The 9,281-nt window shown below is 57.0% G+C and carries 5 protein-coding genes and 2 pseudogenes; 1 reads left to right on the top strand and 6 read right to left on the bottom strand.

The features are described from left to right. From BQ8794_RS15645 to BQ8794_RS15625, 5 genes and pseudogenes are all read right to left on the bottom strand, one after another. On the bottom strand, nt 1–1,089 hold a 1,089-nt coding region (locus BQ8794_RS15645; protein WP_244554982.1), incomplete at its 3' end, for a CocE/NonD family hydrolase. A gap of 330 nt (nt 1,090–1,419) precedes the next feature. Further along, nucleotides 1,420–1,562 (bottom strand): annotated as a pseudogene (locus BQ8794_RS37400) (IS3 family transposase); the annotation flags it as partial. A 215-nt stretch (nt 1,563–1,777) separates the two neighbouring features. Then, nucleotides 1,778–2,992: an FAD-dependent oxidoreductase gene (locus tag BQ8794_RS15635; protein ID WP_077379095.1), complete on the bottom strand. Its 1,215-nt coding sequence runs from the start codon at nt 2,990–2,992 to the stop codon at nt 1,778–1,780. Between the two features lie 464 nt (nt 2,993–3,456). Continuing rightward, a complete protein-coding gene (locus BQ8794_RS15630; protein ID WP_244554981.1) occupies nt 3,457–4,590 on the bottom strand; it encodes a DmpA family aminopeptidase in 1,134 nt (377 codons plus the stop codon). A gap of 292 nt (nt 4,591–4,882) precedes the next feature. Further along, a complete protein-coding gene (locus tag BQ8794_RS15625) occupies nt 4,883–5,599 on the bottom strand; it encodes a gamma-glutamyl-gamma-aminobutyrate hydrolase family protein (protein WP_167378749.1) in 717 nt (238 codons plus the stop codon). Between the two features lie 976 nt (nt 5,600–6,575). On the opposite strand from BQ8794_RS15625, the pseudogene BQ8794_RS37395 reads away from it, so the two are divergent. Continuing rightward, a pseudogene (locus BQ8794_RS37395) lies at nt 6,576–6,908 on the top strand (transposase); the annotation flags it as partial. A 329-nt stretch (nt 6,909–7,237) separates the two neighbouring features. On the opposite strand, the gene BQ8794_RS15615 reads toward BQ8794_RS37395, so the two are convergent. Beyond that, nucleotides 7,238–8,905: an ABC transporter substrate-binding protein gene (locus BQ8794_RS15615; RefSeq protein ID WP_077379092.1), complete on the bottom strand. Its 1,668-nt coding sequence runs from the start codon at nt 8,903–8,905 to the stop codon at nt 7,238–7,240. Between the last annotated feature and the right edge of the window lie 376 nt (nt 8,906–9,281).

Genomic DNA, 9,281 nt, shown 5'->3' with positions numbered 1-9,281 from the left:
CTGTGCGTCGACCGTAAGATAGAAGGTGCGGCGTTCGACTTTCGGGTCTGGCCACGTGTCGTGATGCGTCGTCCAGCCTGCTACCGATTTCTTCGGATCACCCTCGGGCTGTTGAACCTCCCAGTAGACACTGATGGGCGGCTCATTCTCTATTCCATTCTCGACTCCTTTAACCCAGCGATCGAGGAACTTCATTCGCTCCTTGTCGACAAGGCAATAACCCCGCGGCCCAGGTCCGAAGCTCCCATGGTCACCATTCATCAGAACAAGCTTCTTGTTCTTCAGATGCTGCATGAAATGAGTAAACATTCGAACGTTTGCCATGGCGGAGCCACCATAGGCCTCTTGCCAAGCCCCAATGAGCATGGTCGGCACATTGACTCTGTCGATGAGCTCCTTGCTGATCAAGGTCTGAGAATCCCACCATTCATCCCTCAGCGGGTGCTTCCGTATTTCGTCAAAAAGGGAGGTCTTGACCACCTGTTTATTACTACTGCGAATCTTGGCCCACTCGGTATCGCCTTGATCGACGCGCCACTTTGCACCGTCCACCTGCGTCTCAAACTCACTTTCAAGTATCCATGTTCCCATTGACAGTGGGAGCATTCCGCCAACCGAAAGAAAGAACTCGTAGCCGTCCCCGAATCCGCTCGCGACGATGGCCCGCAAATGTGGAGGCCGCTCGGCCGCGACCCAGAACTGCGGCTGCCCCGCCGATGAATTGCCGACCATTCCGACATTGCCATCGCTCCAGGGCTGCCTGGCGATCCATTCGATCAATTCGGCGCCGTAGGGTCCGCCTTTGTCCATTCGCTGTTCATGCCAGAACTCAATGACACCTTCTGAGCAGCCGGTTCCGGGAAGATTGGCGCCGACAAATGCGTACCCGGCTTCTAGGAAGTGCTTCGCGATTTCGAAAGGGGTCGAGTTCGCTATGTATGGATCGTAGAGGAAAACCGTCGGATACTGGCCCGATTTCTCCGGACGGTATGAGATGTAAGCGAGTTGCGTTCCATCCTTCATCGTCACGTAACCGATATTACGAATTACATCCGACTCAGTGAAACCTGCTGGTTTTGCCGCTTGCATGCTTAGCTCCAAGCTGTCGGAAACCGGACGTTGGCCGTAAGGTCTCGGGCAACGCGCTGACCGAAGCGTCATGACACGACTGACCGGTAGTCAAACTGGTAAAAAAACACTCTCGTGAGTGACGCCGGCGTGCTGTGCTCCCTTCAGAGTTCTGCACCCGTTCTAAGACGTCATCCCTCACCCAAGTTCGCGACGTCAATATCGGCGCTTTTCAGGCACGTGTTGCGCTAATTCGGGCCAGTTAGGTGCAGATATTCTGCGGTTCTACCGGCTTAGACGCACAGACCTCCTGTTCGAGCCACACGCTCCCGCTTCAGCAGAGTTGCAGGCGCGATAGCCGAAGCGCCGGCGTTCGGCGGCCAATTCCCGCAGCCGGTCCGCAGGCTTGCCTCGTCAGGTCAGCTCGGACGATAGCGATAAACCCGCGGCTCCATGCCGACGAGCCCGCAGGCGTGCCGCTGCGAATAACCCTGCCGATATGCGTTCATGCGCATCAGGTGTGCGATGCCGTGCGCACTATTGCGGTCCGAGTTGTTGCGCAGCCCTACGCTGCTGCTCAATCGTCCGGCGAATGCCAGCCCCAAGTTCCGCCTGGCCCATTCGAGCGCGCAATCGTTGGAGGCCGTGGCCGGCTGTCCGTCAATTTTCTCGGTGCATCGCTAAAGGTATGCATAGGTTCGATGAATCATCAATTCGCCGGGCACGCGATCACATCCGCCAATGCGCTGCCCGTAGCCATCGATAGTGTCCAGCCAAGCGAGCCATGGCCACAGTTCAGATAAAGGCCTTCGATTTTTGTCCTACCTACGATCGGTTTGCTGTTAGGCGTCACTGGACGAAAGCCCGTCCAAGCGTTTAGTTCGCCATCATAATCCCCTGCTCTCGGAAAGATGCCCCTCGCAGTAGCGAGCAACGTAAAAAACCGGTCCTCTCTGAACTTCCCACCAGCCGGTGCAATATCGGCAAGCCCTGCGACACGAAGCCTGTCACCTATGCGGCAGAAGACTGTCTTCCGGAAGGTGTCCGTGATACTGGCTCTCGGGGCTGCATCAAACGCGGGGATGGTAAACGAGTAGCCCTGGACTGGCCAGATTGGCAGCCAGATGCCAGCCGTCCTTGCAATGAGACGAGTGTTAGCACCCAGCGACATCACCGCGCGCGAGCACTGAATTTCCTCCTTCTCAGTTATTACTGCAACCAGCTTTTTGGCTTGGCGCCTTACACCGAGAACCTTGGTGTTAAACAAGAATTGAACACCGTAGTCGCGCTCAAGCAGAATTCGAAGATTGCGACAGAACAACCTGGCGTCGCCGGCCTCATCGTACGGCGACCAAATAGCACCCGCAAACGAGTGTCCGTAATGTTTTAGTGCCGGCTCTCGCTCTAGTGACTGCTCCTGCGTAAGGACAATCTGTCCAGCGCCATATCGGTTTTTTATTTGCGTCAGTCGTTCAGCCTTGCGCAGGCTCTCCTTGCTAGAGAAGAGAGTGACCTTTCCATTGCTGGTGTAATCGAATTTGATTTTAGACGAAAGCTCGGCGATCCCCGCCCGGCTCTGCAGCGCAAGTTCTAAAACGTCAGTGGTATTTCGCTCGAATGCTTTCTGCGTCGAATTACCAAGAAATCGCAGAGCCCAAAACATAAATGATGGCGAGAGTGATAGAGAAATCCTGAAAGCCGGGTCGAGGCCGAGAATGTATTTAGGAATGTTCAACGCAAGCGACGGGGAGGCCATCGCATCCGTGTAGAAGTAACTCAGCTGAGCGCCGTTGCCAAAGCTGGCGCCAGCCTGAGCAGGCCCTGAAGCGGCGTCTAACACGAAAACCTCAAAGCCCCTTTTTGCCAGTGCGTGGGCAGAGGTCATGCCGACCACACCTGCTCCTAGAACAAGAACGCGAGTCATTGAATCTCTTGATCCAGAAGACGAGCTACACGTATGACACACGAACAGAGACTGGCAGGCATGCCCGAGCCTAGAACCGAGATTTTCCGCGCCTGATCAGGCTTGTGCATCCATATAAACACTCACGCGAAAGTGCCGTGCGCAAATTTCGCCACCGAACGCGGATCAAAGGCGAATTGGCCGCCGTTGTTGAAGATTTCCTGCGCCGCGCACATTCCGGCGGTCGGTCGCGTTCTACGCCGGCTCCTATGTTGCTAAAGCACGAGGTGTCCTCAATTTTTGCCAAATCCGCGTCCAGTGATCGTCCCCTGACGCCAGCCCTCATATAAAACCATGCAAACTCTCTCCAACCGCTTCGAGCATAGAGCGAGGGGCTGTGGTTTCTCGGAAGGAATGTCTCAGATGTCCCCTAGGATTGGCGGCAAACGAAAGAGGCCGGCATTGGAGACGCGCTTGCTTGCTGCTCAACCGTTCAATCGACCATACTTGCGCATAATGTCTCTTAACGCATCGTGCTCGATCGCGGAAACTAGCCTGTCTTCCCTGCCCACCATTGATTCGGCCGCCACCATGGCATTGATGATTGCTTCCTCCACCGCCTGCGCCGTAGCCTCGAAGAGTGGGTCGAGCTTATTGTTCGGCAAGAAAGCGAGATTGCCTACAGCAGGTGCTGTGGCCGACTCACTAGTGCTAAGGTTTGACGTCGAGAAGGCAAGGCAAAGGTCGCCGGATCCGTCTCCAACTGGCGTTCCCGTACGAGCGATGCCGATGCCCGCACGTCGTGCAATCCGCTCCAACTGGGTAGGCATCAGAGGGGCATCAGTAGCCACGACGGCGATGATCGAACCCTGCTCGCCAGCCCACAGCCGGTTTGATCTGATGTGCTCACCAACAGGGACGCCGAGAACTTTGAGGTGCGGACGAATTCCAAAGTTCGCCTGCACAAGGCAACCGACACTATATCGTAAGCCGAGCAAATCCACCATGCGAGACGACGTTCCCGTTCCGCCCTTGAACTCGAAGCAGATCATGCCCGTCCCCCCTCCAACATTGCCTTCGGCCAGCGGGCCGCTGGAAGCTTCATTTAGGGCCTTCATTACATGGGCAGATGTAACATGAAAGGCGTCCATGTCGTTGAGGTAGGCATCGCACGTTTCACCCACAATAGGCAGCATAAACCTGTAGGATCCGACGCCCGTGTCTGGTCTTTGCATCATCCATTGTAAAATCGACTGATGGACTAGGCCAAGGCTGTGCGTGTTTGTAATGCCAATAGGTCCCGTGAAATACCCAGCTTCCTTGACCCAGTGAGTCCCCGTCATTTCGCCATTGCCATTCAGGGAGTGGAACCCCGCCCAAACGGGCGCCCGAACGGGGCCACTGCGGCCTCGGGGAAGTATGGCAGTGATACCGGTGCGCGCCGGTCCTCTGCCTATTGGTTTTTCGTCGCTGATTACCGTCGAATAGCCTACTTCTATGCCGGCAACATCGGTTATGGCGTTGACGGGACCAGTCGTTCCAGCAAACGGCAGTCCCAGGTCGCGTGCCCGAAGTTTTGGACAACCTTCAGATGCCGTGCGCTGAGTGACTTCCATCATATTTGCTCCTTCCTTGGGCTTCCCCACCGGATTCTTCTAACGAGCGGTTTTTCACAGAGACAAAATACAACGCTTGCGGCGGAAGCTTACAGCCAGCCTGAACAGCATCGCGCTCTCAAGACAGAAGTTAGATAAATCTGTTCCCGCAGCGACAGAAGCCTTGAATAAACTCGCCGAGAACTTCACCTTGCCAGCTCCTTTTTCGGGCGAATCACGAGCAGAGGCCGCGATCAACGTTTAGATCGAGTTTGCTCCAAGCCGAAGATTGCTGGCAGTGCAATGCAGCGGTCATTCAAATCGACCTAGAAGCGTCTACAAAGCCATTGAAGAGGCAACGGCTGGCGGGCTCACTATCGCAGAAGAACTCTGGGTGCCACTGAACTCCCATCACAAAAGCCCGGCCAGGTGCCTCGATCGCCTCGACAAGTCCATCGTTTGCTCGCGCTGAAACGATGAAGTCAGGAGCCACCCGCTTAACGGCCTGATGGTGCCAACTGTTCACTCGTAACAACGATGACCCGCCATTATACTGGAACAGCAGCGAATTTGGTTCCAAATATACATCGTGAGCAGCTTGATCCAATGGTATACCATTCCGATGGTCAAGTCCGCTTGGAAGCTCGTCAATCGTATGCGGATAAAGTGTACCTCCCGCTACCACATTCAGAAGCTGCATTCCCCGACAGATGCCTAGTATGGGCATTGAACGTTCGAGTGCTAAGCGCGTTAGTTCAATTTCGAAGTTGTCGCGATGCGGTTGCACCTTAACAGCGTGGTGAGGAGCGGCGCCGTAAAACTCGGTAGCCAAATCTTTGCCGCCGGAAAGCACAAGACCCGATATGAGATTGATTACACCCTCCAGCCGGTCAGCCGCGACATATGGTAAGATTATTGGCAGAGCCCCAGCTTTCTCGATTGCACGTGTGTACTGATTGTCACAGAAGTAATATTCCTTCTCATCGTCATATTCGCTGACGATTCCTATTAGAGTCTTCTTATAATATGCCACGCCGGAGCTCTCTGTCTTTTTGCGCGCCCCGCGCGGCGCGCCCAGTGCCCAATTTACGGATGGGTTTGACTGTAGAGGCTCTAAAGGAACAAGCTGCCGCAATTATCGGCGTTGCACGCAGCAAATCAGCGAAAGTGCGCCGTTCTTGCATATTGTCTGCCGGCTGCTCGATTAGGTAGCTCGCTTTTGTGCCTCTGTAGCGGAGCCCTCGCAGGTCCCGGCCGATCAAGGCGTGAAGCGGCTGATGGCTAGTGCCGGTGTCGACGCTTGTCAGCTACCTCGGTTTGAGACTTGGCGGAGGGCCAATCCCGGGCAAGATCCTGACTACTATGATCACCAAGCAGGGTCGCGGACTGGCCGCGGTGTGCTCGATGAGGCTGCTTGGTCAGCAGCACGCACTCCGGGGCCGCTGCCCGGTCTTCTTCCTGCGGGTGCGGGCTCAACGTCGGCCGCAGTCGAGGTCGCGCGCAAGCTCGCCGGCGCGATCTAGTTCTACGGATGAAGGGGAGAGCCGTTCCTGCACGCCAAGAAATTGCACGACGGGAGCTTAAAGCAGCTGGTCATCGGCCGGCCCGCGGACAACGAGCACAGCAGTGTCTAATATCAAGAGCCACGGGGACGAAGAGCGCCCTGGCAACGCAGGCTCAAACCGACGAAAGCCCTGCTTTGGGGCATCAGGAACATTTCTTCGACTCATCGGCCATGATTAAACGTTGTACGATGCCGATCTCGTCGGCTCTGATGCATGTCGCCCAAGAGTAACCCTCAGTTGGGCGACGGACATTAATCAAAGCAAAACGACTGAAGCGCGCGGCGTGAAGCCGCTCCCAAGGTGAGAACCGGTGAGAGCCGCGAGAGCCACCTTGTAGGCTAAGCACGGACGTCGGAAGTCCTAGGGCAATCCCAGGAGTAGCGCTATGACGATGCCGCGAGTTGAGGTGATCACGTCGGTTGAGAATCACCGCGTTGGTCACGTGAGGAAAGGGACGGCCTGGTCGCGGCGTCGTTCCAGCCCGACGTGTCGGTGTCGGAAGTTGCACGACCGGCGGGCATTCACGTCAGCCAGCTCTTTCGAGGCGCAAGGACCTGTGCGATTGCCTCGATGCAGGTTCATCGACTTCGGTCCCGACCAGCGGGCGGCGCGCAGCAGCCGGAAGTGTTGCCGCCGCCATCGGCGTCTCTCGGCCGCCGTCGCCGGAAAAGCGGCATCATCGAAATCGAGCTTCGCGCCGGGGGCCGCGTCCGCGTCGGTCGCCACATGGATGTCGAGGCGCTGCGGCGCGCGCTGGACGCGCTCGGGTCACGATGATCCCGGTTCCGAACGGCGCGCGGGTGTGGCTGGCGACCGGCTATACCGACATGAGGACGGGCTTCCCGGGCTGGCCCTGGTGGTGCAGGAGAAACTGAAGAGACCATCTGGTCCGGGAACAGCCGCCTGCCGAGCCCCCAGTTCAGAAATTGCATCTCGATCTGCTCAGCGCTCACGCTGGTGCGAGCGCCGCCAAGTAGAAGCGCTGAGGGCCGCCGGGAATTGCCACGGAATAGGACGAAGTTCAGCATCAGAAGGATCATGATGGCCCCGATGAGAATGCTCCCGATGCGCCGGCTCATCTCGCCTCGCCTTCCATGAAGATCATCTCAAACCGGCTTCAGGCGATCAAAGGGATAGTAACTCCACGTCGATAGGTCCTCCCCCCAGCCGGCGAAGCAATCCTTGCGATAAGCTTCGAGCAACATGGGGTAACACAGCATGATGTAGGGCGCGTCAGCGTAGATGAGGCGGACGGCCTGGTCGACGAGTTCCTTACTTTTCTTAAGATCGGCGGTGCGGTCGATTTCCGACAAAAGCGCGTCGAACTCTTCATTCGTCCAATAGGCGGAGTTGTATACGCCGATCGCCTTACTGCTGCCCAAGTTGAGCATGTCATGAGGCGATGGTGACAGCCAAGTTGAGCCAACGAGCAGGTCCCAACCCCCACCGCCATCGGCCGGTGCACGCCTACGCGCACTAATAGCGCCGGAGTCCAGCTGGGTTACCGATAAAGGAATACCAATTTGTCCCAACCAGCCCGCGATTAGCTGCACCGCCGCAATCGGTATCTCTAGGCCGCCTGAGGACGCTCCCGTGATCAACTCGAGCTGAAACTTCTTTCCTTCCTTGTCTTCCCGAACGCCGTCACCGTCGGTGTCTCGATAGCCGGCAGCATCGAGCCTGCGGCCCGCCTCAGCGAGATCGAAGTGGCGCCTGATGTCGCTCAAGTCCGAGTAGTATTCGGTGGCGGACGGCATTACCAGTCCCACGCCAGGATCCGCGTGCCCTCGGAAGGCTCGATCGACAATGGCCTTCTGGTCGATCGCGTAGCCGATCGCATCCCGAAACGCCGGATCCTGCAGTGCCTTGGTGCTGCCCGCGCCCTTTCCGGAGACAGTATTGAAGGCCAAGTAGTTCCGTTGCTCAATACGCGCTTCCGCAGCCACGATGTCGGGGGTTTTCGAGAGATCCTCCCACTGGGCAACTGTCATGCCGAAGCCAAAATCGAGATTGCCGCTCTTCAGACCCTGCGCGATGGGGTCGGCGGTAGTAAAGAAATTGAAAATCATGCCGGTCGTCGTCGGCTGCCCCGTGCGGAAGTGCGGGTTCGGCGAGAGGCGGGCAAACTGGCCCTGCTGAAACTCCTGGATAATCATCGGCCCCGTACCCACCAGCGGTGGATCATTGCGGAAGGTGCTGCGCGCATCGGCGTAGCTGATACCCTTCCAAATGTGCTCGGGAACAATATGTACGCCGTTGTCGATGGGCCAGCGGGTGGGGACCTTGGTCACGATTTGCAGAGTCTCATCATCAATGGCCACGACGGATCCGAATTGCTCGAGGCCGCTAGTGTTGTTTTGGCCGATATTTAATTCATCGGGCTTGCCTATGGAGCCAATGAGATAGTTGTAGGTGAACGCCGCGTCCTTGGCAGTCGCAGGCTGGCCATCAGACCACTTCATCCCAGGCCAGATCTTGAAGGTCCAGGTGAGCTGGTCATCGGCAACCGACCACTCTTTGGCAAACCCCCTCCGATCAGAATGGCGCTGGGCATCCACGCCGACAAAGAAGTCATATGTGTAGCACGTCGGATAGTAGGAGCTCCAGGTCGCAAATATGTTCATCGAGTCGGGGGCGACGACTGTGCCGACACGCACGACTTGATCGGCGCAGGACGACCCAGCGAGCGCTCTTGATTGCAGTATCGAAGGCGCTACGGATCCTAATAGCATTGCTTTCAATGCCATACGCCGACTGAGATGCCCGTTCTTCATTATGTAATCCTCCCCACTTCATTTCATTTGTGCGTTACCTGCCGGACCAGGAAGGCCGAGACTGATGCCAGCAGGCCGTTACGAAACTACCGGCGCACTTGGATGGGCTTGAATCGGCAGTCCGCCAGGGACAAACTCGTCATCCTTGCGACAGGGTTGACCTCGAAGGTTGTCGTATGCCGGAGCCGGGGCTTGAGCGACGGCCCCCGGGATAACTGGAAGAAGGATTCTGGAAGCGTGCTTCCCCGAGTGATAGACCCTGTTGATGGACGGCGCTCCTGCAGGAAGGCTACCAAGGCCGTGGCCGCGGTGACTATGCGGAATGGGATTGGGCGCACCAATGGTCAGTTCAAGGCTATGCCCTTGCCTGACCACG

Origin of the sequence: Mesorhizobium prunaredense (assembly GCF_900156895.1) — a bacterium.
Taxonomy (GTDB): Bacteria; Pseudomonadota; Alphaproteobacteria; order Rhizobiales; family Rhizobiaceae; genus Mesorhizobium; species Mesorhizobium prunaredense.
The sequence above is the reverse complement of the archived record's forward strand: the minus strand, read 5'-3'. Positions and strand labels throughout refer to the sequence as shown.